Source organism: Microcoleus sp. Aus8_D2, assembly GCF_036702665.1.
In the GTDB taxonomy this organism is placed as follows: Bacteria; Cyanobacteriota; Cyanobacteriia; order Cyanobacteriales; family Microcoleaceae; genus Microcoleus.
Window position 1 is genome coordinate 1 of the sequence record NZ_JAUBUN010000063.1, and the last position, 26,924, is coordinate 26,924.

23 protein-coding genes and 1 pseudogene are annotated in these 26,924 nt (G+C 42.8%); 17 read left to right on the plus strand and 7 right to left on the minus strand.

From position 1 onward, the window contains the following. Nucleotides 1-212: pseudogene (locus QUB64_RS30200) on the minus strand (photosystem II q(b) protein); the annotation flags it as partial. 654 nt (nt 213-866) lie between these two features. Between QUB64_RS30200 and QUB64_RS30205 the strand changes: the two are divergent. The 6 genes from QUB64_RS30205 (at nt 867) to QUB64_RS30230 (ending at nt 9,450) form a co-directional block, all read left to right on the plus strand. Continuing rightward, nucleotides 867-4,493, plus strand: coding sequence for a GAF domain-containing protein (locus tag QUB64_RS30205; RefSeq protein ID WP_333277615.1), 3,627 nt, complete (start codon nt 867-869; stop codon nt 4,491-4,493). Then, nucleotides 4,490-4,879, plus strand: a complete 390-nt coding sequence (locus QUB64_RS30210; RefSeq protein ID WP_333277617.1) for a response regulator transcription factor — start codon at nt 4,490-4,492, stop codon at nt 4,877-4,879. The genes QUB64_RS30205 and QUB64_RS30210 overlap by 4 nt, the downstream gene beginning before the upstream one ends. A gap of 269 nt (nt 4,880-5,148) precedes the next feature. Further along, complete coding sequence (locus QUB64_RS30215) at nt 5,149-6,567, plus strand: adenylate/guanylate cyclase domain-containing protein (protein WP_333277619.1); 1,419 nt, start codon at nt 5,149-5,151, stop codon at nt 6,565-6,567. A gap of 556 nt (nt 6,568-7,123) precedes the next feature. Continuing rightward, nucleotides 7,124-8,041 (plus strand): transposase, encoded by a 918-nt coding sequence (locus QUB64_RS30220; protein ID WP_333277621.1) that lies wholly within the window; start codon nt 7,124-7,126, stop codon nt 8,039-8,041. 4 nt (nt 8,042-8,045) lie between these two features. After that, on the plus strand, nt 8,046-8,402 hold the full coding sequence (locus QUB64_RS30225; protein ID WP_333277677.1) for a hypothetical protein: 357 nt from the start codon (nt 8,046-8,048) through the stop codon (nt 8,400-8,402). A 211-nt stretch (nt 8,403-8,613) separates the two neighbouring features. Next, the gene (locus tag QUB64_RS30230; RefSeq protein ID WP_333277624.1) at nt 8,614-9,450 is read left to right on the plus strand and encodes a metallophosphoesterase; all 837 of its coding nucleotides are present in this window, start codon (nt 8,614-8,616) and stop codon (nt 9,448-9,450) included. 117 nt (nt 9,451-9,567) lie between these two features. Here the strand turns inward: QUB64_RS30230 and rppA are convergent, their stop codons facing one another. Both rppA and QUB64_RS30240 read right to left on the minus strand, forming a co-directional pair. Then, nucleotides 9,568-10,254 carry a two-component system response regulator RppA gene (rppA, locus tag QUB64_RS30235; protein ID WP_333277626.1) on the minus strand — a complete coding sequence of 229 codons (687 nt, stop codon included), beginning with the start codon at nt 10,252-10,254 and terminating at the stop codon, nt 9,568-9,570. A gap of 145 nt (nt 10,255-10,399) precedes the next feature. Further along, the gene (locus tag QUB64_RS30240) at nt 10,400-11,050 is read right to left on the minus strand and encodes a glutathione S-transferase family protein (protein ID WP_333277628.1); all 651 of its coding nucleotides are present in this window, start codon (nt 11,048-11,050) and stop codon (nt 10,400-10,402) included. A gap of 401 nt (nt 11,051-11,451) precedes the next feature. Between QUB64_RS30240 and hisG the strand changes: the two genes are divergently transcribed. Continuing rightward, on the plus strand, nt 11,452-12,096 hold the full coding sequence (gene hisG / locus QUB64_RS30245) for an ATP phosphoribosyltransferase (RefSeq protein WP_333277630.1): 645 nt from the start codon (nt 11,452-11,454) through the stop codon (nt 12,094-12,096). A gap of 449 nt (nt 12,097-12,545) precedes the next feature. On the opposite strand, the gene QUB64_RS30250 is transcribed toward hisG, so the two are convergent. Then, on the minus strand, nt 12,546-14,012 hold the full coding sequence (locus QUB64_RS30250) for a response regulator (RefSeq protein ID WP_333277632.1): 1,467 nt from the start codon (nt 14,010-14,012) through the stop codon (nt 12,546-12,548). Nucleotides 14,013-14,702: 690 nt separating this feature from the next. Then, on the minus strand, nt 14,703-14,903 hold the full coding sequence (locus QUB64_RS30255) for a hypothetical protein (RefSeq protein ID WP_333277634.1): 201 nt from the start codon (nt 14,901-14,903) through the stop codon (nt 14,703-14,705). Nucleotides 14,904-15,088: 185 nt separating this feature from the next. Between QUB64_RS30255 and QUB64_RS30260 the strand changes: the two genes are divergently transcribed. The 5 genes from QUB64_RS30260 to QUB64_RS30275 all read left to right on the plus strand — a co-directional run bounded on the left by QUB64_RS30260 (nt 15,089) and on the right by QUB64_RS30275 (nt 18,801). Continuing rightward, nucleotides 15,089-15,313, plus strand: a complete 225-nt coding sequence (locus tag QUB64_RS30260; RefSeq protein WP_333277636.1) for a helix-turn-helix domain-containing protein — start codon at nt 15,089-15,091, stop codon at nt 15,311-15,313. A 118-nt stretch (nt 15,314-15,431) separates the two neighbouring features. After that, the gene (locus QUB64_RS30265; RefSeq protein WP_333277638.1) at nt 15,432-16,145 is read left to right on the plus strand and encodes a hypothetical protein; all 714 of its coding nucleotides are present in this window, start codon (nt 15,432-15,434) and stop codon (nt 16,143-16,145) included. Between the two features lie 3 nt (nt 16,146-16,148). Next, nucleotides 16,149-16,781, plus strand: coding sequence for a hypothetical protein (locus tag QUB64_RS30270; RefSeq protein WP_333277640.1), 633 nt, complete (start codon nt 16,149-16,151; stop codon nt 16,779-16,781). Next, a complete protein-coding gene (locus QUB64_RS33120; protein WP_369124829.1) occupies nt 16,778-17,047 on the plus strand; it encodes an ABC-three component system middle component 6 in 270 nt (89 codons plus the stop codon). Before QUB64_RS30270 ends, QUB64_RS33120 begins: the two co-directional genes overlap by 4 nt. Beyond that, nucleotides 17,044-18,801, plus strand: coding sequence for an ABC-three component system protein (locus QUB64_RS30275; RefSeq protein ID WP_333277642.1), 1,758 nt, complete (start codon nt 17,044-17,046; stop codon nt 18,799-18,801). The genes QUB64_RS33120 and QUB64_RS30275 overlap by 4 nt, the downstream gene beginning before the upstream one ends. Nucleotides 18,802-18,891: 90 nt before the next feature. Here the strand turns inward: QUB64_RS30275 and QUB64_RS30280 are convergent, their stop codons facing one another. Continuing rightward, nucleotides 18,892-19,296 carry a helix-turn-helix domain-containing protein gene (locus QUB64_RS30280; protein ID WP_333277644.1) on the minus strand — a complete coding sequence of 135 codons (405 nt, stop codon included), beginning with the start codon at nt 19,294-19,296 and terminating at the stop codon, nt 18,892-18,894. Between the two features lie 199 nt (nt 19,297-19,495). Further along, on the minus strand, nt 19,496-21,709 hold the full coding sequence (locus QUB64_RS30285) for a hybrid sensor histidine kinase/response regulator (RefSeq protein ID WP_333277646.1): 2,214 nt from the start codon (nt 21,707-21,709) through the stop codon (nt 19,496-19,498). 601 nt (nt 21,710-22,310) lie between these two features. Between QUB64_RS30285 and QUB64_RS30290 the strand changes: the two genes are divergently transcribed. The 5 genes from QUB64_RS30290 to QUB64_RS30310 form a co-directional block, all read left to right on the plus strand. Then, nucleotides 22,311-22,712 carry a hypothetical protein gene (locus QUB64_RS30290; protein WP_333277648.1) on the plus strand — a complete coding sequence of 134 codons (402 nt, stop codon included), beginning with the start codon at nt 22,311-22,313 and terminating at the stop codon, nt 22,710-22,712. 65 nt (nt 22,713-22,777) lie between these two features. Next, nucleotides 22,778-24,055 (plus strand): hypothetical protein, encoded by a 1,278-nt coding sequence (locus QUB64_RS30295; RefSeq protein WP_333277650.1) that lies wholly within the window; start codon nt 22,778-22,780, stop codon nt 24,053-24,055. Nucleotides 24,056-24,129: 74 nt separating this feature from the next. Then, the gene (locus QUB64_RS30300) at nt 24,130-25,308 is read left to right on the plus strand and encodes a hypothetical protein (protein ID WP_333277652.1); all 1,179 of its coding nucleotides are present in this window, start codon (nt 24,130-24,132) and stop codon (nt 25,306-25,308) included. Further along, nucleotides 25,305-26,609 (plus strand): O-antigen ligase family protein, encoded by a 1,305-nt coding sequence (locus QUB64_RS30305; protein WP_333277654.1) that lies wholly within the window; start codon nt 25,305-25,307, stop codon nt 26,607-26,609. Before QUB64_RS30300 ends, QUB64_RS30305 begins: the two co-directional genes overlap by 4 nt. A 91-nt stretch (nt 26,610-26,700) precedes the next feature. Beyond that, nucleotides 26,701-26,924 (plus strand): hypothetical protein (locus tag QUB64_RS30310; protein WP_333277656.1); only part of this gene is annotated, 224 nt, incomplete at its 3' end.

Genomic DNA, 26,924 nt, shown 5'->3' on the forward strand with positions numbered 1-26,924 from the left:
AAGGAACCAGCTACTGGTTCGCGGATGCCGTCGATGTCCACTGGAGGAGCAGCGATGAAGGCGATTACGTAGCAGATGGTGGCCGTGAGCAAGGTGGGAATCATCAAGACTCCGAACCAACCTACATAAATGCGGTTGTCGGTTGATGTTACCCAGTTGCAAAACTGCGACCAGATATTAGCACTTTCGCGCTGTTGTAAGGTTGCTGTCATGTGTTTATGATTGCTATTGGTTTTTCAATGTTCGGATGATGTCTCTATTATTAACGGTATCGTTAAGGTTTGTAAAGGGGTGTAACGACAGTTTAACTGATGAGGGTCATCAGGAAAGCTGATGAAACGATGGAGAGGCGACAAAAGCCGATTATTGCTGGTGGAACCCGCACGCTAACCCGTTGCGGACTGTGGTGCTCGTAGGCCAGATTGATGCTGTAGGGGCAATCCCTCGCAGTTGTCGCAATGTATATATAGTGTTTTGTAGGGGACATCTTCTCCGTGGTAGCCGCGCGCGATCGGGATGCGGCGCTATGTCTGAGCTTTTAAAATTGCCAAAAAATATAGATGCGGGGCGGGGAATCCCATTCTGAAGGCGACTGAGCGCGTTTTAAACAGCTTGTCACGCAAGTCATATATCATAAAAATGCTGTAGCAGTTGGGCAGGTAAGACCAACGCAATCAGGGCAGCGTTCGATCGACAATTGAGCTAGTGCGATCGCACATCTAGCGCACTGAGCGTTAGTTGGTAGTCGTGAAACCATCAGAGCAAATCTTGTCGAAAGTTTGTTGAAAAAAATATAATTTAGTTAATACTTATCAAAATAAACAACTATGAATACTTAATAAACTAACCACAAGAGAGTCAAACTCATGTCAGAAAATTATGTAGTATTAGATGCCGAAGATTACGAGTCCCTCAAAAGCGAGGTAGAAACCCTTAAAGCGCGCCTTGCCGAACTAGAGTCGGTCACTAAACCAGAACCCGCTATAGTTGCCAAACAAAAGGCGCTGTTTGCTGTAGTGACCAAAATTCGGGAGTCGCTAGACTTAGATATTATTTTTAAATCAACAGCTAGGGAAGTTCGCCAACTGCTGAATGCCGATCGAGTGGCAATCTTTCAATTTTACCCGAATTCAGGATTTGACGACGGGGAATTTGTGTCAGAAGACGTGCTGCCCGAGTTTGATTCAGTAAAATCTGTAAAAGTGCACGATCACTGCTTTGGCCAACAATATTCAATGCAGTATCAGCAAGGAAGAGTTCAGGCAATAAATGATATCAATCAAGCCGGATTGAGCGATTGCCATATTGCTGTCCTTGCTCAATTTAATGTCAAAGCAAACTTAATCGTACCTTTAGTCAAAATAAATAAACTTTGGGGATTGCTGTGCATTCACCAGTGTCGATCCCCGCGCGCTTGGCACCAAGATGAAATTGAGTTTGTCAGTCAAATTGCGGTGCATTTAGGAGTAGCAATACAGCAAGCCAAACTTTTAGATGAAGCCAAGAGGCGGTCAACAGCACTCCAGACTACTCTGGAGGATCAATTGCGAAAACGCACTGAAGAGCTGGTTAAGGAAGCAGACCGAGAACGAGCCATAACTCGGATGATTGACAAGATCCGCCAAACCTTAGATATGGAAACAATTTTCCAGACAGCAGCGACAGAAGTGCGCAAACTTTTGAAAGTCGATCGCATTGCCATTTATCAATTCCGTGAAGACTATTTCGGCGACTTTATCTTTGAATCTGAATCGGGCAATTGGCCGAAATTGGTAGGCAGCGGTTGGGAAGACCCCTACTTAAACGAACACCAAGGAGGTCGCTTCCGGTGCGCCGAAACCTTTATCGCTGATGATATCTACAATGCCGGTCAAAGCGATTGTCATATAGAAGCTTTAGAATATTTTGGCGTCAAATCCTGTGCGGTAGTTTCGATTTTTAAAGGAGAGAAACTCTGGGGATTGCTCAGTGCCTTTCAACATAGAGGTGCGCGGCACTGGGAAGAAACGGAAGTCAAGTTGCTGAATCAGATTGGCACTCATTTGGGAGTGGCTTTGCAGCAGTCTGAGTACCTAGAACAAATACAATTTCAAGCTAAACAGCAGGCGAAAGCAGCAGAACAGGAACGCACTTTAACTAGAGTAATTGAACGGATTCGCCAGACGCTAAATATTGACCAAATATTTAGCGCTACGACTCAAGAAGTGCGGCAAATCCTCAACTGCGATCGGGTAGGAGTTTACCGTTTTTTTCCAGACTGGAGCGGGGAATATGTGTCGGAGTCGGTAGCAGAAGGTTGGATACCTTTAGTAACTGACAAAGTTAAAACAGTCTGGGAAGATGATTATTTGCAAAAAACTCAGGGCGGCCGGTATCGCCATCAAGAAATTTTTGTAGTTAATGACATCTACACAATTGGTCACTCTCCATGTCATGTCGAAATTCTCGAACAAATTCAAGCCAAAGCATATTGTGTAGCGCCTGTTTTTGTGGGGGAAAATCTCTGGGGTTTGCTAGCAGCTTACCAGAACTCGGGCCCCCGTGAGTGGGAAGCGGGAGAAGTGAGGTTGCTGGCTCAGGTTGGCAGTCAATTGGGAGTAGCTATGCACCAAGCAGAATTGCTCGATCGCACTAAAAAGCAGTCCTGGGAATTGCGGACGACTTTGGCAGACTTAAATGCGATCGTTGACAATTTGGCTGATGGGTTATTAGTCACTGACATTGAGGCTAAAATTACCAGATTTAACCCAGCCCTGCTGGCAATGTTTGAATTGAAAGATGTCGATCTGAAGGGAAAAAAAGTATCCGAAATTTTTCCTAAAAAATTAGCACAATTGGTTGAGGCTACTGAACATCGAGAGGGAGAAATTGTGACGCTGGAAGTGGAACTGGGAAATTCTAGGATCGGTCAAGCTCTAGCAACAACTATTCTCAAAGAAGCGGTGAAAGACGAAGCGGATCGCTCTCTCGGTTCGGTGATTTTGATTAGAGATGTGACGGTGGAACGAGAAGTTGACCGGATGAAAACAGATTTTCTGGCTACAGTTTCTCACGAACTGCGGACGCCTTTAACTTCGGTTTTGGGTTTTGCTTCGCTGATTAAAGAAAAACTAGAAGAAGTGATTGTTCCCGGAGTGCCAGCCGAAGACAAAAAAATTAAAAAAGCCTTGAATAAAGTTGGAGACAATATCAACATTATTGTGTCAGAAGCTGAGCGGTTGACATCTTTAATTAATGATGTTTTGGATATTGCTAAGATGGAAGCGGGGCGGGTTGAATGGCAGTTAGTGCCGACCAATCCAGTGCAAATCTTAAAACAGGCGATCGCTGCTACGTCATCTTTATTAGAAAAGAATAATTTGAAGTTGATTAAAGATTTTACCCCCGGACTGCCGCAGGTATTAGTAGATCGCGATCGCATGATTCAAGTCTCGATTAATTTAATCTCGAATGCAGTCAAGTTCACAGAATCAGGTTCTGTCACCTGTCGGGCAAGAGTAGAGAGTGACGAGCTGGTTATTAGCATTATCGATACTGGCATCGGTATTGCACCAGAAGACCAAAGCAAAGTTTTTGAAAGATTTAAACAAGTGGGAGATATCTTGACAGAAAAGCCGAAAGGCACTGGCTTGGGCCTACCAATTTCTAAACAAATTGTTGAACACCACGGCGGTAGAATTTGGCTAGAAAGCGAGTTGGGCAGGGGCAGCACTTTTTGCTTTAGTATACCGCTAGTAAAAGATATTAATTTGGTGGAAAAATGCAAAAATATCAATGATTTAATCGGGCAAATAAAACAGCAAGTTGTCAGCAGAACTTCCAGCAGTGTTAAAGAATGCCAGCATATTTTAGTTGTTGACGATGAGCCTAACATCCGGGAAATGCTGAGGCAGTCACTGGAAGAAGAAGGGTACAAAGTCGCGGAGGCAATTAACGGTATAGATGCTATTTCTCAGGCTAAAGCAGTCAAACCGGATCTGATTATTTTAGATGTAATGATGCCTCACATCGACGGTTTTGATGTCGCGGCAGTTCTCCAAAATGACCCGGAAACTCGGGGGATTCCGACGCTCGTCGTCTCCCAGATTCAAGACCAAAAAAGAGGCTGCTGCGTGGGGGTTGATAGCTATTTTAGCAAGCCTATAAATGTAGCCGGACTGTTGAAGGAGATCGGCTTGCTGCTTCAGGAAGGGATGTCAAACAAGACGGTGTTGATGGTTGTGAGCCATGCTTGTACTCTCAAAACTTTGTGGGATGCGTTGGTTTTTCAGGGATATAATGTGATCGAGGCATCTGATTTTCGAGAATGCCTCGATCGAGTTAGATCGATCGAGCCGGATTTGATTATTATTGACGAAGCATTATCTCAAGAGCAAGAATTGGTCAAAAAGTTGCGGCTGACTAAGGGCTTGGAAAATGTATCCATAATTGTTTTTGGAGATCTTGCCGAGGATAACGGGTACAACAAACAAATTAAGGAGGAATTGGTGTGAAAAAAGTTTTAATTGTGGATGATGAACCGAATATTCTGATTTTGATGGAGCAGGCTTTGGAAAAGTTGGAAGATGAGGATGATGTAGAGTTGCTGACGGCGAAAGATGGACTGGAAGCATTGAACATAATTAAAGAAGAAAAGCCTGATTTGGTTTTTCTCGATGTGATGATGCCGAAAATGAGCGGGTTAGAGGTATGCAATACGGTTAAAAATGAACTAGGTATGGAGGACGTTTACATTATTATGTTGACAGCTAAGGGACAAGAATATGATAAGCAAAGCGGTATGGCTGTGGGGGCAAATCTTTATATGACTAAACCTTTTCGCCCGAAAGAAGTGCTGCTCAAAGCTAGGGAAGTTCTGGGTTTGACTGCACAGATGTAGCGAGAGGTACATCATGAATTAACAAGAATAGTCTTGGGTTTTTGGTCCTTGGTGACGCCGCCCAAAAATCGATACAATCCACCGACTCCTGTCGTGGAGTTCCCCAAACTTTAGACCCAAGTTCAAGCTCCTATATTCATCTTTATAGTCAATATAAAATATCAAAATTGTTCGATCGCGAAGTCGAAGAATCGAAAAATCTCAAATCGACTGGCTGGTTAAAAATTAATGACTAACGAACGGCTCACTCATGACTAATAGCAAAGTAAATGGTTCGCATCAATCTCAAAAAAATGATTTCTAAGAAAGATTTTCGGGCGATTCTTGAGGGCGCGCTCGGTGTTTTAGATACTCCGATGGCTATTCGGAATGTTGAAGGAACTATTGTGTTTGGCGAAGACGGTCAGACCTCTTTAAATAGTTATCCTATCATCCTAGCCGATGAAGTTATCGGTTACGTAACAGGAAGCCAAAAAGTAGCATTTATTGCGGATATGCTGAGTTATGCTGCCAGTGCAGACTTGAATATAAGAATTTTGGCTGTGGATACTTTAGAGAAGTATGAAGAAGTTAATTTTTTGTACGATTTTTCCCGCAAAATATCTACTTGCTTGGGAGTTTATGAGGTTGTTAAATTGGTAGTAACTGAAGCTAACAAGTTGATTGAATCTACCAATATTTCAGTCATGCTAATGAATAAAAAAATAGGTAAATTGGAGATAATTTCTGCCCGTGGCAAAGAGTATAACCGCCAAACAACAATCGGCCCCAATATAGGGATAGCAGGTCATATTCTTGTTTCTGGTAAAGCTGAAATAGTCAATGATGTCTTGTCCGATCCCAGATATGTTCCGGGAGATAAGGAGATGCGTTCTATGATTTGTGCACCTCTAACAACCCAGAACGGTACGATCGGCGCGATCAATATTAGTCATAACCAACTTGTCAACTATACGGCACAAGATTTAAAATTATTTACGGCTTTGGCATCGCAAGCGGCGGCGGCGATCGAGAATGCGCTTTTACATGAAAGTAAACTGAAGGAAGAACGAATTAAAAATAATTTGGAAAGATACCTTTCTCCCCAGGTGGTGCGAGCAGTTATCGAAGCTAAAGGAGATATTTCTCTCAATCCAACTAAGCGCAATATAACGATTCTCTTTTCGGATATTAGAGATTTTACTACTAAGTGTGAAGAGCTGCCTGCTGAAAAAATAGTGATGTATTTAAATGAATATTTCACGGAGATGGTAGAGGTAATTTTTAGTCATGAAGGTACTGTGAATAAGTTTGTGGGAGATATGATTGTGGCAATGTTTGGGGCGCCTTCGGAGGTGGCCGATCGCGAAAGGAAGGCGATCGAAACTGCGATCGATATGCAGCGCCGGATTAGGAGGATGTCGGTGCCTTGGATTGCGGATAATTTTCTGACTGGTATTGGCATTAGTTCGGGAGAGGTTGTTGTTGGTAATATTGGTTCGCCGCAGCACATGGATTATACTGCCATAGGGGATGAGGTGAATATTGCATCTAGGTTGCAGTCAATGGCTGAGGGAGGACAAATTTTGGTCAGCGACAGCGTTTACAGCGCTACTCAAGATATATTTGAATTTAGGAAAATTGGCTCTGTGATAGTTAAAGGTAAGAAAAAAGCTATCGAAACTTTTGAGGTGATTTATCAAAATTGAAGTCAGCAGTCAGTTGTCAGTTGTCAGTTGTCAGTTGTCAGTTGTCATACCAATTTAAAAAATTAATGCAACAGTAGGCGTGTAGGGTGCGTCGCCTGTGAAAAATCCCTATCTACATATCGACAATTCTGCTCGCGACGCACCTAACCACAATGGTACGATCGACCAAACACAACATTTATTGTGTAGCAATCTTTTGTCAAAATGGTATCAGTTGTCAGTTGTCAGCAGTCAGCAGTCAGCAGTCATTAGTATAGTCTTGGATACAAACCTAATTATTAGAAATAATTCGCACATTAAACCACTTTTGGTCTCAAGCAATTTATTTATAAATAATTAGTTAGTAGTTCTCATTCAATACTTCGGACTGTTTTGGAAGAGGGACGCTCTGCTCGCAGAGCTAAAAAAGTCATGAGAATCTGAACCCAAAATAAAAAAAAGGCAATTTTTAGGTTAAGCTCAAAAAACACACGAACTTAAAAAACTGCCTCATGAATATTCTTGAATCTATTTTACAACAAATGCCAGGTATTGAGTCTTGCCCCAAAAGAAGTTTATGGTGATTTTATTTTCGACCATTTTACTTGTTTATGGAAAAGTGAATTTTACCAATCTGGGTCGTTATAGCTCTGGAAGTGAAAAAACCTATCGTCGCCACTTTTTTAAAAGCTTTGATTTTCCGGAATTTAATAAAGCTTTTATCAATCAATCCTTAGATCGTGAGCGAACACTTATTGCAGTTATCGATTGTTCTTTTATTCCCAAAAGTGGCAAAAAAACTGAAGGTAAAGCTAGTTTTTATAATGGTGTACAAAGCAGACATTCCGAGGGATTAGAAATTTCTGTGATTTCTGTAGTCGAAGTTGAAACTCATTTATCTTATAGTCTAAGTGTACAACAGACCCCGTGGCGTCCTCCGACAGAGCTACCGAAAAATCCCGTTACTACCAAACTGAAAAAACACTCAAAAAAACGGACTAAAAAAATAATTCAATCAAGCTCAACCCCGGAGTGGACAAGAGTTGATGACTATGCCAAACATTTAAAGAACACTCGTTCTTTATTGCCAGAATCTGTACGTTATTTGGTAGCTGACGGTTATTATTGCCGCGCTAAGTTCTGTCAGGCTGTACGGGATACAGAGTTAAATTTGATTAGCAAATTAAGGAGTAATGCCGACTTAAATTATATCTATACAGGCGAAAGAAATAAACGGGGAGCCCCTAAGAAATATGATGGCAAGGTTGACTGCAATAATTTGAAAAATTCAATTTTTGTCAAAATAATTAAGCCAGATGTTAATCTTTATTCATTAGTAGTATGGAGTTGTTGTTTAAAATGTAAAATACGTTTAGCTGTGATTTCTGAACTTCAACCCAACGGTCAAATTAAAAATATTTTATTGTTTAGTACGGATATTAATCTGCCAGCCGAGCAAATACTTTCCTTATTACCAGGCACGTTTCCAGATTGAGTTCATTTTTCGTGAGGCCAAACAATTTACGGGTTTATCCGACTGTCAATCTCGTAGTAGTCAACGCCTTGATTTTCATTTTAATGCCAGTTTAATTGCTTTAAATTTAGCCAAATATGATGCTCGTAATCGTCATTTGTCTCCGACTCCCTTCGTGTTTTCAACCTGCTCTTATAAACGCAGGCAATTCAATCGCCATCTACTTTACACCTTTATTAAAAAGTTAGATTTAGACCCTAACTTAATTTTAAATCACCCGAACCTATCGGAGCGTCCTATCCTCTGGTACTCTCGCTGCTTAAAAACTGTCCGAAGTATTGCTCATTCACCAGTTATGAATAATAGCATATCACCTTGGTAAAAATGTTTTTTTTGTTTGAGTGCGAGCATCATCGCTCGCTTACTTTTCTAACCCCATGCGAGCGATGACGCTCCGACTACAAAATCAAAACTGAGATGCTCCCGTTATTAAGTCAGATGGCAGAATCAAGAGGGAAAACTATCGATTTTTGCACTCTTGCTTGTTTATTTGCTAAACTAGAGGTTGCGCTCTGTCAATAAACCTTAGATTTATGCACAGGTTATTCACTGGGAAACTGCGGGTAGAGTGTTTAACAATACCGATCGCTAATCTTCCAGCAAATCTATCGGGTACTAAAATTGTACAGCTTACGGACTTTCACTATGACGGGGAGCGGCTGTCGGAATGGTTGCTAGAAGAGGCGATTGTGGCGGCTAATGAAGCGGAACCAGACTTGATTTTTTTAACCGGAGATTTTATTACCTACGATCCTGCACCTATATACGGCTTAGTGCAGCGATTGAAAAACTTGCAAATTCGGGTGGGAATTTACGCTGTTTTGGGCAATCACGATCACTATTATCCAGGGGGGAAAATTCAGGTTGCTAATGCTTTGAATAACGCAGGTATTCGGGTTTTGTACAATGAAGCGATTTATCCTTTGGGGTCTGAATTGGCTTTAGTTGGGTTTGCAGATTTTTGGTCTGGCGATTTTGCACCTGCGCCTGTAATGGCATCAATCAATCCGGCGATTCCTCGGATTGTATTGTCTCACAATCCTGATACTGCTGAACATCTGCAACAGTGGCGGATTGATTTGCAGTTTTCGGGACACACTCATGGAGGTCAAATTGTGATTCCTGGTATCGGGCCTTTGTATGCTTGGGTGAGAAAAATTGGCTATTTGACTCCTGTACGACTCCGCAAGTGGATTCCTTTTATGTCGGCTTGCGATCGAGTAGTTAGTCACTGGGAATGGGCTAGCGGTTTGCATCGGGTTGGGAGTAATTTGCTGTACGTGAATCGCGGTTTGGGAACTTATGCGCCGGGGAGGCTATTTTGTCCGCCGGAGGTGACAGTAATTACTTTGGTTTGTCAAGATCCGTAGGGGCTGGTTTGGAGTGTGAAGGAATCAGGCTTCTGAAGGAAGATGGAAGAAAGAAGATGGAACCGCGAAGACGCGAAGGACACGAAGGAAGATGGAAAAGGAGGACTGTTCATATTATTAAGTGGCTTCTGCAAAGCGATAACCTCTGCCGTAGACTGTGTGAATTAGGACGGATTCGCCGGGTGCTTCTATTTTGCGGCGCAGGAGACGAATTTGAGCTGCTAATACGTTGCTGCTGGGTTTTTCGGCTTCACTCCACAAATATTGGTGGATTTGTTCGTGTGTTAGCAATTGACCGGGATGTCGCATTAAGTATTCTAATAACTGACATTCTTTTTCTGATAGGTCAATTGTCCGATCGCCCCGATAGGCTATTTGATTGTCGTAGTCTAGCTGTAAATCTGCAACTTGCAGCCGCCCGACAGCCACTTCGGCGTCAAAAGTAGGGGGCCGCCGCAGCAAGGCGCGAACTCTGGCGAGGAGCTCTCGCAGTTCAAAGGGCTTGACTAGATAGTCGTCTGCGCCTGCATCGAGTCCCTGTACGCGATCGTCTATGGTGTCTTTGGCGGTGAGAAATAGGACTGGGGTATTCCGCCCTTGCGATCGCAAATTCTGACAAATTGCCAATCCGGTTTGTCTCGGTAGCATCCAATCCAGAATTAGCAAATCGTAATTTCCCTGCATTGCTAAATTGCTGCCATTTGTCCCGTCAAATGCCACATCAACGGTATAACCTTCGCGGCTTAATACTCGACTCAAAGGGTCAGTTAACTCAACTTCATCATCAACTAAAAGAATCCGCATTCTGATTTTAGATTTTAGATTTTAGATTTGAGCATGAATTACGGAAAGCTTGCCAACAAGCAGGTTTTGTAGGGCAAACTCTCCGTGGTTGCCCGATATGTGGTGAGGTTGCGATCGCAAACTAGATTAAGCAAACTAATTTTTGCTAGATTTTAAGATGTGGAATATTTTCGGATTCGGTGTAAGCTGCTGCTAGCCATTCCTGCATTGCAGGTAGTGCCAACAGCGCATCGGCATAAGCTTTTGTTTCTGCATATAATTTGACTTCGTAGGTGACAAAACGCATGACAACGGGCGCAAACATGGCGTCAGCAATTGTGAATTGTCCGAACAGCATATCGCCACCTGTTCCGAATTTTAGGCGGCATTCGCGCCAAATGGCTAAGATGCGATCGATCTCTGCTTCGACACCGGGAGTCATCCCTTCGCCCGGATAGCGGTTGCGACAGTCCATCGGCATATTTTCGCGGAGATTTTGGAACCCCGCGTGCATTTCGGCGCAGATGGAACGGGCGATCGCCCTTTGGGCTACATCCGCCGGCCACAAATGATTTGCAAAGCGTTCCGCAACGTATTCGCAAATTGCTAAAGATTCCCACACTTTCAAGTCGCCGTCAATTAAAACTGGCACCTTTCCCGAGGGAGAATAGCGCCGAATTTCTGCGTGGGTTATCGCCCCGTCTAGGGGAATTCTCACTTCGGCAAATTCCAGCCCAGCTTGTTTCATCGCCAGCCAAGGGCGCAGCGACCAAGACGAATAATTTTTGTTGCCGATTACCAGAGTTAGTTTGGTCATATTTTTGCTTTCAGCTATTATATATTCAGCAGACAATCATTAATAAAATCCGATTTAACCAAGCCTCATATCAATTTTTGATGAGGCTACTCCCGAATCCGATCCCCCCTTAACTTGCCCCCTACTCCCCCTTAATAAGGGGAGTAGGGGGTGGGACAAGATTTTTATCAAAGTCAACCCCTACTCCCCTTATTAAGGGGGATTTAGGGGGAGCGGAATATGTGCAACTTCACATTAAATTGGTATCAATACAATATATACACAAACACAATTATTAGCAATACCTAAATTTGTTTTGATATTTGAACATTTTGTGGTATTGTTATTGAGGAAAAAGCTGTTTCCGCTGGGGCAGCGCCGATTCCGAATCCCAAACTCAGCAATTTACAATTCAGATCAATATGATTACCGTAGCACTTCCCAAAGGCGGGCTGTTAGGAGATAGCATTCGGCTGTTTAAATCTGTTGGATTAGATTTCAGTGCTTTTCTCGATTCCTCTAACCGCCAACTGCAAATTTATGACACGACAGGAACGGCAAAAGCTTTGCTAGTAAGGACGCACGACGTGCCGGTTTATGTGGAATACGGTCAAGCTGATTTGGGAATTGCGGGTTATGATGTTTTGCGGGAAAAAACTCCGAAAGTTGCCAATTTAATTGATTTAAATTTTGGCAAGTGTCGGTTGTCGGTGGCGGTGAAGGAATCTAGTTCTTATCGGCGCAGTGTGGATTTGCCTCCTCACGGTAGAGTTGCTTCTAAGTTCGTGCACTGTGCGAGGGAATATTTTCACAATTTGAATTTGCCGGTGGAAATTGTGCCGCTTTACGGTTCTGTGGAGTTGGGGCCGATTACGGGTATGTCAGAGGCGATTGTGGATTTGGTTTCGACTGGCAAAACTTTGCGCGAAAATGGTTTGGTGGAAATTGATGTTTTGTTTCAGAGTTCGGCTTATTTGATCGGTCATCCTTTGAGTTACCGTTTGAATGCGGGCGGTGTTAATGAGTTGATTGGGAAATTGAGAGAGCAAGTTTTGACAACTGTTTGATCTGTACTAAAATGAGAATGTTCTGATAGGTTCGTAGTGAGGACTTTAGTCCTTGGTTAGATGTACGCTAAAATGAGAATGTTCTGATAGGTTCGTAGTGAGGACTTTAGTCCTTGGTTAGATGTACGCTAACATGAGAATGTTCTGATAGGTTCGTAGTGAGGACTTTAGTGCTGATTGGCGCTGAGACTGAGGGCTGAAGTCCTTACTATAAACCTCGGAACGGACGCTTTGTCCTCACTACGAACCTCGGAACGGACGCTTTGTCCTCACTACGAACCTGGGAACGGACGCTTTGTCCTCATTACGAACCTCGGAACGGGCGCTTTGTCCTCATTACGAACCTCGGAACGGACGCTTTGTCCTTACTACGAACCTCGGAACGGACGCTTTGTCCTTACTACGAACCTCGGAACGGACGCTTTGTCCTTACTACGAACCTGTTTTATTTAGCTCATGTCTGAGCTAGTATTTGTAGGTATAAGACCTAGTTTTTCCTGGCATTTTTCTATATAAAAACGGACAACTGTATCAGCGGGATTTTGTGCGATTAGTTGCTGAAAATATCCTAAGGCGGCGGCAAATCTTTCGGATTGCCATCCTTGAATTCCTTTATCAAATAAAGCTTGGGTAAGCTGCTTCGCCTCGGAGTCGGGACTGGAGGCGGGCCAGATTTCGTAGATTTCAATGGCTTGCTGTTTGCCACGCGGGGTTACTCGATCGATCCAGCGATAGTAGTAATTGTTGCTGGGCGAATGGCTGTCTGCTGCTGTTGCGTGAGAAGTTGCAATCATCCTCTCCGGTGTTTCGGCTTCCAAGTCGCACTTTAATAATAGACTTTCTTGTGAGTTTGAGTTCGGATGTATGTTGTTGAGAAATTCTCTGGCATGAACGATCGCATTTTCGCTAACAATAATTTGGCAACCGTAGATTTTGGTTAAATTTTCTAAGCGAGAAGCTGTATTTACCACATCGCCGATGACTGTAGAGTCCATCCGGCGATCGGAACCTAACGTGCCAATCATGCCGATACCCGTGTTAATTCCCGTACCAATATTGACGGGAAATTCTAAATTGTATTTGTGGCGGATCGCATTAAATTCCTGTAAACTTTCTTGCATTGCTACTGCCGCTTCGATCGCATTTATTGCGTGAGAATGCGGCTGGTCAAATACTGCCATGATGGCATCGCCTAGGTATTTGTCAATAAACCCGCCGTGGGATGTGATGCAATCGTTCATTTTCGTAAAAAAAGCGTTCAACCATTCAAAGGTTTCGCGTGCTTCTTGAGATTCGGCGATCGCCGTAAAGCCGCGAATGTCGCAAAATAGAATAGTCAGCTCTTCTTCTGTGACATTGCCCAACTGAATTGATTCTATCCCTTTCGGGGCAATGCGTTCGAGAAGCTGTTCCGGGACAAATAGCTGAAATTTTTCGGAAAGATATTTGTTGGCCTCCCAGGCTGCGGCAATTTGGCGCTTGCTTTGCTCTTTTACCTGCTGGTTGAACTGGGAAGACACAACTTGCGATCGCATTTGACTCAACTGCAAAATATTTTCAACTTTCGCCAGCAGCAAGCGACTGTTAAATGGCTTGGTTAAATAATCATCGGCCATCATTTCCAACCCTCGCAGGCGAGAGGTGTCGTCATCGAGAGCAGTCAAAAAAATTACCGGTACAGTTTGCAATGCCGTATCCTGCCGCAGGATCTCGCACACATCAAAACCGTTCATGTCCGGCATCATAATATCCAGTAAAATTAAATCTGGTCGAGATTGGCGGGCAAGGGATAGCGCTTCATCGCCGGATAGCGCTGATACTGTGGCGTATCCTTTCACGTGCAATAATTCTTCCAATAAAATTAGATTATCTGGCTCGTCATCAACCAACATGATGCAGGGCGACTTGTTTGACATGGAATATGATAGGTAAAGTTTGGTCACCGATCGGCAAGGACGAAGGATTGAGGTATTTAGCTAGGATTGACGCACGATCGCCTAGAAATCGGATTTTTTCCGAAAATACTGCATCCAGACTTTTAATCCGGGTAAAAAACCCGCTTTCTTTAGTCTAATCGCGTCCAGAACTGATTGTGTTGTATTCCTTAGCCTTTCTCCTCGTTCCTGAAAAGAGATGCCCCCGATCGATCGCCGAAATAGTTGAGTTTGCTTAATATAAGTTGATTTTAGCTTCAATCTAAATATTTCTCTACTATTGAGTTTAGCGTTTTGCATGATGAAATGTAATAAATTACACTTCTGTGGCAGTGAAACCAGCATTAGTGATAGTTGACAAAGTAGGACAGCAGTGGCAAATACAATAGTGCGATCGAAGACAGGCTCAAGCGGGGCTGTCTTTTTTCCCCTGAGGACTTAGGCAAAAAAAACGTATTTCTGTCATTGCGAGGCTGACGAAGCAATCTCAAGGCTTTGCTACACCGTGAAAAATGCGTGCAGGAGTATCCCTAATAGTCCGTAGAGGTAGGGTGGCCAGAAACCGGGTTTGATACGAAAATCCTCTGCTGTAGTCCGCAGTAAGGGTAAAAAACCCGGTTTCTTTGTCAGAAGTGTGTCCAGAAGTGCCTAAAAAACCGATTCCTACGTCGGTTATCGGCCCTGAGGTGTCAAATTAGTGCGATCGGGCAAAGCAAACACAACTTTCATTCGGATATCGGGGACTCGCTGGCGACACAACTGAAGATGTCCGTCGCCGTCCGATCGATTGCGGTATCGCCCGACAATCGCCCATTGCAAATTGGGCAGCAAACGGGCAACCGCCCAAGGCTTGAGGCACTCTTTATAGGTCATAATGGTTTTTGTCTCCATTGCATAAGGGAGCCAGAGCCAGCGCGGACACTTGGTAGGTAGAGGCGCTGGCTTTTGACTTGATTATTCATTTTATGACGTTAGCGTGTATACGTCAATATGTAGTTTTCAATATGTGTACATGAGAGTTCTAGTGCTGACACTGAAATACTCATAAGCTAATGAGTATGTACAGAGTAAAAATCAAAGTAAAAGAGCTTAGCGAGGAGCGGAACTGGAGCCTGAGCGAACTCAGCAGGCGTTCAGGTGTCCCATACAATACCGTTCGCCGTTATGCTATGCAGCCAATGGCGAAGATAGAAATAGACCCAGTTAGCCGTATTAAGGACACATTTGGCTGTTCTTGGGATGAGTTGTTGGAATTGCTTGGGGATGGTTCTTTTGAGGAGTGAGTGCGATCGCTGCTTCATTTTTATAGGAGGTATGAGGAGTGCGATCCTAGGTTAGAACAGGTGCGCCAAGTGCTACATTATTTAATAACCATTTTTGTAAAGGCAAAAGGCAGATCCAATGGAAATATCGAACCTTACCCGGCGACTGAAAGATTTGGACGATAATATTAAACGAGATTTAGCTTTACTCAAAGACTACGAAGATGAGTTGCACTATGAAGATGATCCACGTCGCAAGAGTAAATACAATCGAGCAATTGAACAATTAAGGGAATCAGCGAATCGCTATCAGCAGGAATACGAGCAACTGCATCAGCATATAACTGGTGAACCCACTGTACAAATGCAAAGCGTAGCTATCGAGTTACAACAGATGAACAACAGATTAGAAAGACTATCTGCTGGTCAGGAAGCGATTTTTGAAAACATTAATAACCTGCGACAAAGATTGCTATCCCGCTATAGCGCTAGTGAAAAAAATATAATATTTGCCATCACAGAGCGGTTGGATCAATCTCAAGTAATTACGATTTCTGCTGTATTAGATGCGATAGAAGCCAACAAAATATCAGAAGCAGAAATGCAGAATATTTTACCGAGCATCCAGCAGAGTTTAATGATATTACAACAACGCGGTGTTACCCTACCTGTTAGCCAGCAAGCAATCGCCGAAATAATTAATGCGCCACAAATGGATTTCAAGCATAGATTGAAGGTTGCGCTGCCTATTATTCCTTTTATCTTGGACTATGAAGGTGAATGGGAACTTGGTACAGGAATAAACCTCAAAGAGGCTTGGCAAAAGCTGGTGGCGCCAGTTAAAGGAGCATAAATAGTGGAGTCGCACCAGCAGCGTAAGCATGATTTACAAGAACACATAAAAGAGGAATTAACACTACAGAAGCAATTTGAAGATGATTTGCGTGATGCTCAAGATCCACAGCATAAAAACAAATTACAGAAGCAAATTCAGGAAGTCAAAAGTAGGGTTACTAATTATCAAAGCGAATTAGATTCCCTCTGTAAAAGTCAACAAGAGCAAAATTCTCTTGTTAGCGCAATGACCAATATTACATTCAGAGAGTTAGATATGGTAACAAAGGGAATTATTTGTATGCCAATACCTTCTGATGCTAACTTCCTCGTTATTACCCCTGTGGAAAAAATGTTGAAGAATCAACTTACTGGGGTTGCTCAATCAAGACTAATGACCGGGGTGATTCAAGCCAAGATGGTTAACAGCTTTGTTAATAACATGGTCAATGTAATTCCTGACTTTCCTGAAAAACTCACAGCAGGATTCGTGAGGGAATATGAAAGACTCCAATCAAAAGGACTAGAGGGAAATGCTCTATTTAATGCATTACATAAGTTTTCTTGTAATTGTAGCTCAGACTACGATCTACAAGCAGCAGGGTTAGCAGTTCTTTACTATCTTTTTGAAAAGTGCGAGGTCTTTGAAAGATGACCATTTCTACAGAGACAGCTTCTATCTATAACTACTCAAGGATTTTACCTACCAAACACATATCTACCCGTCGTTCTCTGTTGGGGGTAGGTGCTAAAATAATAGAACAATTGCACTATCCGCGTACAGTCTCATCACTTTGGAGTGCTGTTTCTACTATGCCCGAAGTCGCTACCTTTGAACGGTTTGTTTTGACTCTCGATCTCTTGTACGCTATTGGAGCAATTGAAATGGATGCAGGGCTACTTCGTAGGTGTTGTCGATGATTCGTTCTATTCGCTGTAATCATGCTTCATTTAAAGCTGTCGAATTTAGACCAGGCTTTAATGTAGTCTTGGCCGATCGTACAGAAGAGTCTGGAAGCAAAGACTCCCGTAATGGTTTAGGTAAATCAACTTTAATTGAAATAATTCACTTTTGCCTTGGATCTACATTACCAAAAGCTAAAGGACTAGGATCTAACAATTTACGAGGTTGGGATTTTAGCCTAGAGTTGACACTTGCAAATCAAGTTATAAGAGTTACTAGAAGCACTGATGAACATTCTAAGATAGTAATTGAAGGAGATACTAATTCGTGGCACATTCAGCCAAAAGAAAAAGAAGGGCAAAGAATTATGAGCCTGACACATTGGAAGGCAATACTGGGAACCCTTTTGTTTGGTTTGCCAAGTGATAATGAAGACAAAGATAAAAAATTTTTACCTAAGTTTAGAGGTCTAATTTCTTATTTTATTCGTCGCGCACGAGATGCATTTTCTACTCCGTTTGAACATCACAGAAAGCAGCTAGAGTGGGACAAGCAAGTTAATAATGCTTTTCTGCTAGGTTTAGCTTGGGAAGACGCGAGAGATTTACAACTTTTAAAGGATCGGCAGAAATTACTAGATGATATCAAAAAACTTAAGAAAGATACAGAAACAGGAGTTGCAATTGGCATATTTGGTTCTCTAGGCGAACTCGAAGCTTTAAAAGTTCAAGTTGAGTCACAGTTACGTGAGAGAAAAAAAACCTTAAGTAATTTTCGCGTAGCTTCTCAATACCACGAACTAGAGGCTAATGCTAATCGGTTGACTGCGGAAATTCATGAAACTACTAATGACAATATTGCCGATCTTAAATTATTAGAATTTTATCAATCTAGCCTGGAATCAGAAAATGAACCCTCTGCAGAAGATGTAACTCGTATATACGAAAGTGTTGGTATTGATCTCCCTGGTTTAGTAGTTAGAAGATTGGAAGAAGTAGAAACATTTCATCGTATACTTATCGAGAATCGGCGTGATTTTTTATCTGCTGAAATTGAGCGCATTAGGAGAGACATATCATCTAGAGAACGTCTCATACGTGAAAAAACCGAAGAACGTGCTTCTTTATTGGAAGTGCTACAAACACATGGTGCTTTAGAGGAGTACACAAGACTCCAAGAACTTTATCTAGAAACTGTATCTAATCTAAACGAGATTAATAAACGCATCGAAGATTTAAATAGATTTGAAGAAGGAAAAAGTTCTTTAAAGATTGAAAAAGTACGCTTATTACAACGTGCACGTCGTGATTATCAAGAACGACGTGCTCAAGCAGAAAAAGCTATGGAGTTATTCAATACAAACTCTCGATTTCTTTACGATGCCCCAGGAAGATTAATTATTAATGTAGGTGACAATGGTTTTCAGTTCAAGGTAGACATTAGTCGTGATGGTAGTGAAGGTATCGATAACATGAAAATATTTTGTTACGACTTAATGCTTGCACAGCTTTGGTCTGAACGCGATCCTTCACCACGTATACTAATTCATGACAGTACAATTTTTGATGGTGTTGATGAGAGACAAGTGAGATTTGCTCTTGAATTGGCCGATAGAGAATCTAGAAGATGTGGCTTTCAGTATATCTGTACTTTGAACTCTGATATGGTTCCATACTCCGAGTTTGCAGCAGATTTTGATTTTAATTCCTTTGTAAGACTTAGACTTACAGATGAAAGTGATGAGAGTGGACTACTAGGTATTCCCTTTTAGAAATAAGAGGTAAGTGATCGCTCCCACCGCACCCTCGCCAAATTAATCTTGAATGCGATCGCCCTCCGGGAAATTACAGAGTCCGATCGCCTAATTGAACAGAAACAACCCCGGATAGACGTGAAAAAACCTCCCCAAAGCCTCAGCTTGCTTCTTGCTGATTTCTAGCCGATCGCTAATTACCTCAACTACCGCCTGACTCGAACCCATAATTTCTACTAAATCCTCTGCTTCTAGACTCCGAGCATCCATCAAATGCAGCAGCCTTGACTTGGGGGTTGATGTATTAAGTTGATAGTGCTTATATTCAAAATCCTCAATCAGTTTTACCAGCAATTCTAACAGCGCATCTTCTTCTGGAGTCAGATTTTGACGAGAAAGTAATTCTTCAACAATCTCCAAAAATATTTCGTTTTCCTCTTCAGTCTTGATAATTCGAGGCTGATATTGAGAGAGCAAGCTACTGTAAATTTTTAGGTCAAAAGTAATAGTCATTTTTCCAGGTTTCCTTGTCATACTCGGCGTGAGTGAAAACGTATACTTTTAGAAGCTTTGTATATAGCCTTTCTCAGATAGGTGAGTATGATTGTGATTGGAGTTTTTGGCGTGTATCTCGCTTGCCGTATAATCTATGCTAAGAGGGCCCAAGCCCAACAACGTACCTGATCTTTATGATAAAGGCTATAAATGCTGTTTAAGTAAGAAAAGAACGGACTGTAGCGATCGCCAAATTCAGATCCAGCGGCTTGCTCAAATAAGCCGAAGCGCCAGCTTCCAAACAACGATCGCAGTCGCCAGCCATCGCCATCGCCGTTACCGCAATCATCGGTACTGACTTCCAGACAGGATCTGCTTTGACTCGGCGCATCAACTCAAACCCGTCAACATCCGGCAATTGAATGTCCATCAAAATCAAATCCGGCAGCAACTCCGGCGCAGTAGAGGCGGCAAGGATGCGATCGAGCATCGACGAACCATCGGCGATAATCTCTACCCCGTAGCCCTCCAATTCCATCACTTCTGAAATTAACATTTGGTTAAAAGGCTGATCTTCCACCACCAAAATCCGCTTGCTGCCAATTGGTAATGCGATCGCAGAAGCAGGAACTAACTTAGAATCCAAAGTACAAGCAGCAAAGCTGCCTAACTCTTGACGCATCTCCGTCAAAGGCAGCCAAACGCGGAACTGACTGCCGCGATCGCAAACTGATTGAAAAGAAACAGTTCCGCCGTGCAATTCCGCCAGACGCTTAGTCAAAGCCAAACCCAAACCTGTACCTTCGTGGCGCCTAGTCAGGGAAGAATCCACCTGTTGAAAAGGTCGGAATAGCAAGTGCCAGCGATCCTGAGGAATGCCGATACCCGAGTCTTTCACCTCAAGACAAAAGTAAGGAGTGCTGGCATTTACAGGAGAACAATCAGGGCGGTAATCGCCATTAATTTCATTGCCGTAGGCTAAACGCCCGCTGAGTTTAACTTGTCCCCGTTCGGGTGTAAATTTGATCGCATTGGAAAGTAAATTAATCACAATTTGTCGCATTCGCCGCTCGTCGAGCAAAACTTTAGTAATTCGGTAGTCTAGTTCTAAAGACAAAGCAATCCGCTTTTTGTCTGCGCGCGGCTGAATCATTTTCAGACAATCTGTGGCTAGTTCGTGAACGCGCACCGGCTGTAAATTTAGTTCTACTTTCCCCGCTTCTATTTTAGAAAGGTCGAGAATATCGTTGATTAGCTGCAACAAGTGCTGGCCGCTTTTTTCGATCAGTTCTACATAGTTGATTTGTCGATCGCTCAACTGGCCGGATGTTTGGCGCAGCAGCAAGTCTGAAAACCCGAGAATGCTGTTAAGAGGCGTCCGCAACTCGTGCGACATCGAGGCTAAAAACTCAGATTTTAACTGAGAAGAATACTCTAACTGTTCGTTAACTTGGCGCAGGTTTTCTTGTGTTTGAGCCCGCTCGATCGCCGTCCCCAGAGTCCGACAAGCAGCCGTGAGCACTTCTTGGTGGAGGGAGGCTTGCAGTTTTTTGACGTTGCGCGACTCCAGCGTTAGCACTCCGATGATGGTGCCGTCGGTAGATGCGATCGGAAAAATGCCCAATTGTCCGATTCCCGGATGTCGAAATTGCGGCACAGCATTGGGATGTTGGGCATAATCATCGATAAACAAAGCTTGACCGGTTTCCACCACTTCCCACAGCAAACCGGTGCCGTAGGGAATGCCTTTGTCGAGCAATTCTTGCATTCCGGCGGCGACTGGTTCCCCGTAACTAGCGAGAAATTGAGTAGAAACTTGGTTGGAAATTGCCGCCGCTTGTCGCTCTTTTCCCTTACCGCTAATCACTTTCACATCTCCGAAAGCAGCATTCGTCGCTTCTACCAGATAGCTGAGGGCAAACTGACCTATTTCTTGCAAACTGTGAGATTTTTGCAGGCGTTCGGTTAAACCTAACATAAATGTCAGCCGCCTGACTTCTGCGTTCAAGCTAGCTTGGGAGTTTTGGTATACGGTAACGTCTCGAAAGGTAAACAGCCGCCCGCCGCTGTTGGTAATTGTGGCGAAGACTTCCAAACAAACGGCATTGGATTGCTCGAAATAGAATGATAAACTTTCATCCTGAGATTTTTGTAGCGCTTGCTGAAACTCTTCCCACTGCTGAAGCGACAAGTAACCGCGATCGACAATTTCGGCAAACAGCAACTCGCACTTGGGCTGGGTTGCCAGCCATTCTGGGGACAGTCCCCAAGTCCCGGCCAATTTTTTGTTAAACAAAACTAAGTTGTCAGACGAGTCGAACAGAGCGATCGCATTATCTACTTGGTTGAGTATCAGTTCTTGGTCTGCCCTGAACTGCTGCAAGTCTATCTCCATTTTGTCTGTGTCTGTAGCTCTTAGTTTTGTTGTCATAACTGTCTACGGATATGGCAAGAGTTATTTTATTACCCCTTACTTAATTTGACATATTTTTAGGTTTTTGGGCAGTGAGGGCGATCGACCGGTCTTGTGATCTGAGACACTTGCTGGTTGCGGAGGGCGAGGGGAGCGGTTTTTCTAGTACATCCGCTACAATAATAGATCGAGCAGTTTTCAATCCTCTTAAATACAGCAGGGACAAGATATTTCCCCGTCCTTTGCCCGATATCTTCACCCAATCGAAAACCGTTAGGATGAGGGAATAAGGAGCGCGAATTAAATAACTTACAACTTTAATTGTTATTGTGGAGTGGGCGGGAGAACCCGGCCACTCCACAAACTTGTGTAAGTTATTTAATTCTCATTCCTAAGGAGGGAAAGCATCATCACAGAAAGAGATTTTTTTAATAAGAATGCTGTCGAAGTTGATGGCATCCGATTTGAAAAAATTGTGCCTAACCAAGTACGAATAGTTCGCTTCTGTATTACCTGTAATTAAAAAACTCAAAGACCGTCCCAGCCAAGAATAGTCAAATCAGGATTGAGATTGTTGTCTGTCTGTCAACTCATTAATCAGGAAATGAAAAGCATGGTTATGAACTACTCGCAAACGCATCACGGCGAAAAACATTACTGCGATAAATTTCACTGTCCTCAGCCTCAAAAGCTTACTTGCAATCAGTTTTGTATCAATTGCGATCGAACAGTAGGGCCTCATCGCACCACGGAACTGAAGTCAGAGTTTGTGCAGGTGACGCAGAAAGAACTGGCTCTTCAAGAACACTTACCTCCTCGTTTAAAGCTGAATTTAACTTACGGCTATCTGCCCAGTAGAGGGCAAAGTATGCCAGACAATTATTGGCAGAGATCTACCCCTACTTGGCCGAGTTCCCCACTACAAAATAATGATTGTCAACCTGTGTTGGGATATTACAGGTATACTTTGGTTGAACAGCCTGGGGATTCGAGTGCCGTGGTGGGAAGTTATTTTGGCTGATGGTAATTGGTGCGGGGGTGTGGTTCTGGTTTTTCCGCTGATTGTTGGGTAATTCAGGGGGCGAAATGATGAAGTATTTTTTTCTATTTCTGATAGCTTTAGTTCTGTCTGGAGGAGTAGCAGTAGCTCATCCTTCTCCCGAATTCTTGGCTGCAAGAAATACGCTCGCAGGCAAAAATACTGAATTAGTATCTGTCCGCTTAGCCGATCGCAATGCAGTGGCAGCAGATGGCGTCACCTTTGAAACAGTAATACCCGATCGGTTGTTAACAATACCCAAAGACGCCGAAAGCGCTCCCACACCCATAGAATTTGGTATTTGCATCACCAATAACACATCTGCACCGGTGCGAATTCGCAGGGATAGCCTGATGCCTGAAGTCCTGGGGTTAAATAACGAATTTATTTTCCCTGAAATACTTAAATTCCGACCTCTAACATTTACTGAAGCCGACTTTCCTTTAATTCCACCCAAACAAAATCTTACATTAATCTGGCAAGGTTTCTTGCACAGTTATAAGATTGCTAATAAGAAGGTGTTAGGAATAAAAGTCACAGATGATAGGTCGAAAATATTTTTTGTTTTTTCACCGAAACCGGGTACTTTTCAGATTCGATTGAAATATAGCAATACTGATGAAGAGACCACATCTGAAGACATGAAAATCCTCGAATCTAAGCACATGGAAGGAGTTTTAACAGGTCGATTATCTAGTCCGTGGCTAAAAATTATGTTCGTGGATTCGGAAAAAAAAAGTACGGGCAAGATCGCTGAATTGCCCGTAGTTAAATCGACAGAAAATAATGCAGTTGAAGTCAATGGTATCCGCTTTGAAGCTGTATTACCAACTCGGGTATTCAACATACCAGAAAATCGGACATACACATCTACACCTATACGTCTTGGTCTTCGCATTACCAACCAAACTTCAGAACCCATCACATTCAGCAGCAAGAATAATCTTCTGCTAGAAATCATTGACTCGAATGGTAAAAAAGTAACTTCTGGAGGATTCGTTAGATGGAACTATATGTTTCCTACACAAGTGAATTTTCCATGGATTCCACCAGGAGAAAGCTTCTCATTATTTTTGGTGGGAAATTTTAGCTGGTGGAATTTGACTAAGCTCACGTTATTTATATCGAAGTACAATGGTAGCGATCCTCAGTCATTCATATCATTCAAACCTGGTATTTATCGGATTCGATTTACCTACAATAATACCCATTCCGAGATCGTATATTCTGACAGATTGAAAAGACAATTTATCAGACCCAAAAGAAAAGCTTTAACAGTTCAGTTCTCCACTCCTTGGGTAGAAATCAAATTAGTAGAGCCTTGAAAATACTTGGCTCATCATTACATTCAGCATCTTTTTTATGCAAAATAGAGCTGCTCAAAGGAAAAATTACCAACATGAAAACTCAAAAATACTCTCTCGCGATTTTAGTGACAATTCTACTGATAGAGCGGACATGCCAGTCAAGTTTTGCTTTTGATCTTACAGGGCAAACAACAAGTCAATCAGCATCTTTACCGATAGGTGTTCCAGCTCTCAATATCAATGGAACTGTTACTGTTACAACTAAAGATATTACAGAAATAAAGTTAGGCGGAACCGACGATTTTTTGAATGTACTCAGACTGTCTTATGGAGCTTTTGCACAATTTGAACCGGGTAGTAATTTAGAAGGCGGTTTTAATGTTAAGACTTACTACCCTTGTACTCCTGGAACTTCGTGCGGAGCTGAGCTAAATCAAGTTGACCCAAGTTTTTCTGGTAGATCTGGTGGAATAGGGGCTTCTATTTTTGTAGATTATGAGGGATACCCTCAACAGCCACTAAGGTTCGATTCTGTTCACTGGATTCAAAGAATAAAAGCTGATACTGGCGGTCAGTTACTCAAATTTAGTGATAACATAATCGCTGCATATTTCGACCTAATTGACATTCCTTCTCGTGACTCTCTCGATCCAGAAATTGCTAAACTTCCTTGGTATCCGGGATCCTATTCAAATGAGCTTAACCCTGCAACAGGATGGCCTTCCTATACTTTCTACGATGTCCCGTATAACGTCACACAAGAGCAAAAACCAAGTTTCGTTTACGATCATGACTGGAATTTTGAATTATACTTGGTTTCATTTGAAGGTACAGTTAATTCTGTGGATAAGTATAAAATTTATAATGGGATGTCATGGGGTTGGACAAGTAAATTCACTCCTTGTGTCCCCAGTAGTGGTGGTGGTGGATGTGAGCCTGTAAACTCTACTCATGCTGTAAGTGCAAATGTTTATAATCAAGGTTTAAATAACAATTCCACAGCGAACTTTGCACTCAAAAATGGTCATAAGCTAACTATGAAAGATATATACCTGGCAGGAATCAGCAGCGACTTACTTCAAGACCCAGAACTATCGTATGTTGACGATACTCTCACGGCAAAAACTCAAAAAGTCTCATCGAAAAACACCGACGATGCCCTCCCCGCTGAAGCCGTTCCCGAACCCACTACCGCATTAGGAACTTTATTTGCCCTAGCCATATTGCCTGTCATTACCAGACTCAAAAATAGGAAAAACAAAGAGAAATGAAAACCCTCTACACCATCCTGTTTGCCCTCAGCATCATTCTCATTAACCCCTGGGGAAGCAGCCGGGGCCTCATCTGGACTTCCCCCAAGGTATTAATTATCTGGCTAATAGTAGGAGTCAATCTCGCTCTTTTATGGGAACAAAGAAAAGCCCTAACCATTTCCAGAAAATGGAAAATTTCTCTAATACTTTGGACAATATTTCTCTCGATCGGAGCCATCTCAACCCTGCAAAGTCCTTTTCCCTTAACCTCTTTCTTCGGTCAAGATCAAATGGGAGATGGCTGGCTGTACTGGCTGTTAATTGCCGCCTTCACCCTCAGCAACAGCTTGCTCTTAATCATACAGCCACAACTGATTAATTCCCAATTCCAAGGATTGCTAATTGGTGGCATCATTCTTTCTCTTAGCATCTTCCCCCAAATCATCGACTGGCGGATTGACTACACCGCTACAATGGGCAGACTTATCCGAGAAGATGTTCTAGCTAGCAGCATTTTTCAAGGACAGCAACCTATAGGATTGTACTCCCACCGCGGCCACGCAGCCGTAGTTTTAGCATTGACGGCAATTACTGCTCTTGTCGGTTGGTTTTGGAGATTTACGAATACTAAATTAACTGCAATTACTTTGATTTTAGCTGTTCCCGCACTGCTGCTAACTTCTACCCGCAGTGCAATTGTAGCTTTGATTGTTGCCTGTGCTTATTTACTCGATCGCCAATACTACAAAATTCTCACCGGTATAGCCCTGATGGGCGTCCTCGCTGTGGGCATAATGACGCTTAACAGACCCCTCAACTGGCAAAAACCGAGCATCGAACAAGTCATGTCCAGCCGATCGCCCATGTGGGAACTTGCAGCCAGAGGAATCAAAAAACGCCCGTTATTTGGATGGGGATTCGACGGCTTAGGGATTGCTTATCCCTATATCAGAAATCCTCAAGTAACTCCGAGAGTCGTCAACTTGAACGAGTTTACCTACGACTATATTAACATAAAAGGTGAAATTAGCACTCTTAAAATTCCTACTTATAAAGCTCACAATTGGATTCTGGATACAACTTTATCGGTTGGCATTTTGGGGCTGATTGCTGGTATTGTACTTTGGGGATATTATTTATCTTTAGCGCTGCAATCCTCTCTTCACGGGATTGCAGCAGTTGCTCTTGCTTATCTAGTTTTTGCTGTGACTTGGTTTGATTGCGCTCAATACGCACATATTGCCTGGTGGACGCTCAGTTTTGCCGCAGTTAGATATCCTCGTTTAGATAACGAAAAGAAAAGATTGATTTTAAATTAAGTTCGGTTTTAGAGGTTTTTGGGTATATTTATTTTATCGAAAATAGAAATTTTTATGTGATTAATTTCAATCACGCGAACAACTTTAAAGTTTGGCTAATATAGAAGTTTTGGGCGAGAGTGAACGTCCGGGTTGTCTACACGCAGGAGAGTTTGTCAGGTGCGTCGCTCGCTCGATTGTTGATATTTGTTTGGGATTTTTTGAGGGCGACACACCCGCTCGATTACTTGGGTTTATTTACACGCAGGAGAGTTTGTCAGGTGCGTCGCTCGCTCGATTGTTGATATTTGTTTGGGATTTTTTGAGGGCGACACA

What these genes read in the sequence shown, in the direction of transcription:
- QUB64_RS30305 (WP_333277654.1), top strand. Translation starts at nt 25,305, where the DNA reads ATGAAAACCCTCTACACCATCCTGTTTGCCCTCAGCATCATTCTCATT.
- QUB64_RS30260 (WP_333277636.1), top strand. Translation starts at nt 15,089, where the DNA reads ATGTACAGAGTAAAAATCAAAGTAAAAGAGCTTAGCGAGGAGCGGAAC.
- QUB64_RS30255 (WP_333277634.1), bottom strand. Translation starts at nt 14,903, where the DNA reads ATGACCTATAAAGAGTGCCTCAAGCCTTGGGCGGTTGCCCGTTTGCTG.
- QUB64_RS30220 (WP_333277621.1), top strand. Translation starts at nt 7,124, where the DNA reads ATGGTGATTTTATTTTCGACCATTTTACTTGTTTATGGAAAAGTGAAT.
- QUB64_RS30280 (WP_333277644.1), bottom strand. Translation starts at nt 19,296, where the DNA reads ATGACTATTACTTTTGACCTAAAAATTTACAGTAGCTTGCTCTCTCAA.
- QUB64_RS30240 (WP_333277628.1), bottom strand. Translation starts at nt 11,050, where the DNA reads ATGACCAAACTAACTCTGGTAATCGGCAACAAAAATTATTCGTCTTGG.
- QUB64_RS30295 (WP_333277650.1), top strand. Translation starts at nt 22,778, where the DNA reads ATGATGAAGTATTTTTTTCTATTTCTGATAGCTTTAGTTCTGTCTGGA.
- QUB64_RS30290 (WP_333277648.1), top strand. Translation starts at nt 22,311, where the DNA reads ATGAACTACTCGCAAACGCATCACGGCGAAAAACATTACTGCGATAAA.
- QUB64_RS30265 (WP_333277638.1), top strand. Translation starts at nt 15,432, where the DNA reads ATGGAAATATCGAACCTTACCCGGCGACTGAAAGATTTGGACGATAAT.
- rppA (WP_333277626.1), bottom strand. Translation starts at nt 10,254, where the DNA reads ATGCGGATTCTTTTAGTTGATGATGAAGTTGAGTTAACTGACCCTTTG.
- QUB64_RS30205 (WP_333277615.1), top strand. Translation starts at nt 867, where the DNA reads ATGTCAGAAAATTATGTAGTATTAGATGCCGAAGATTACGAGTCCCTC.
- QUB64_RS30250 (WP_333277632.1), bottom strand. Translation starts at nt 14,012, where the DNA reads ATGTCAAACAAGTCGCCCTGCATCATGTTGGTTGATGACGAGCCAGAT.
- QUB64_RS30300 (WP_333277652.1), top strand. Translation starts at nt 24,130, where the DNA reads ATGAAAACTCAAAAATACTCTCTCGCGATTTTAGTGACAATTCTACTG.
- QUB64_RS30230 (WP_333277624.1), top strand. Translation starts at nt 8,614, where the DNA reads ATGCACAGGTTATTCACTGGGAAACTGCGGGTAGAGTGTTTAACAATA.
- QUB64_RS33120 (WP_369124829.1), top strand. Translation starts at nt 16,778, where the DNA reads ATGACCATTTCTACAGAGACAGCTTCTATCTATAACTACTCAAGGATT.
- QUB64_RS30275 (WP_333277642.1), top strand. Translation starts at nt 17,044, where the DNA reads ATGATTCGTTCTATTCGCTGTAATCATGCTTCATTTAAAGCTGTCGAA.
- QUB64_RS30285 (WP_333277646.1), bottom strand. Translation starts at nt 21,709, where the DNA reads ATGACAACAAAACTAAGAGCTACAGACACAGACAAAATGGAGATAGAC.
- hisG (WP_333277630.1), top strand. Translation starts at nt 11,452, where the DNA reads ATGATTACCGTAGCACTTCCCAAAGGCGGGCTGTTAGGAGATAGCATT.
- QUB64_RS30215 (WP_333277619.1), top strand. Translation starts at nt 5,149, where the DNA reads ATGGTTCGCATCAATCTCAAAAAAATGATTTCTAAGAAAGATTTTCGG.